Source organism: Pseudoalteromonas sp. SG43-6 (genome assembly GCF_014164365.1).
GTDB classification, from domain to species: Bacteria; Pseudomonadota; Gammaproteobacteria; order Enterobacterales; family Alteromonadaceae; genus Pseudoalteromonas; species Pseudoalteromonas rhizosphaerae.
The window spans coordinates 1-716 of sequence record NZ_JACJEZ010000149.1; the positions used below are offsets into that span (position 1 = coordinate 1).

General features: G+C 43.2%; 1 protein-coding gene. It reads right to left on the minus strand.

The window, feature by feature from the left end:
• Positions 1–692: IS21 family transposase (istA, locus tag H5201_RS22540; RefSeq protein WP_182785461.1), on the minus strand; the 692-nt coding region annotated here is incomplete at its 3' end.
• Between the last annotated feature and the right edge of the window lie 24 nt (positions 693–716).

Consider the following 716-nt stretch of genomic DNA (forward strand, 5'->3'; position numbering starts at 1 on the left):
AGATCAGGCTCGTAGCGACAGGGTTTACTAACAGCACTTTTTAAGTTGTCGGGAATAACAAGTTCAGGCACACCGCCTAAAAACGCAAAACAACGGGCATGACTCATCACCCAATCTTCAAGTTGCTGGCTATACGTTGCCTCAGCATAGGTATAATTTGATGCGCCGAGCACGGCAACAAACACTTGAGCAGTGCGTGTCTCCTGTGTTGTAGGGCACGTGATGGTCAGCGTGGGGCCACAATAATCCACAAACAGCTTTTCACCGCCTTTATGATGCTGACGCATCGACAACCGTTGTTTTCCTAACCATTCCCGATAGGCGCGGCAGAAGTGGCTATAGCTGTAATAAGGTTCACCGACTTTCTCACGCATTTCATCGAATACTAACTGCAACGTCAAATGTTTGTGCTGCTTTAAATCCTTATTGATGGTGAGCCAGTCAGGTGTTGGATATCTTTTCTGACGGGTTGAGAAGTCCCTGATTTTTGTATTAAGAAAAGTACCGTGTTGTTTATCTTCAGGTAACGGCCATTGGTTTAAGCCTAACTCATTGGCCTTTTTAACGTAATTAGCCACAGTGCCAGGTGAAATATTTAAGCTTCTGGCAATCTCTCGATGGGATAATTTTGCTGAATATTTCAGCCGTAAAATAGCATGTAATTTACTCATAGATATAGGTCTTGTTGACATTATTGTTATCCTCATCAAATGATT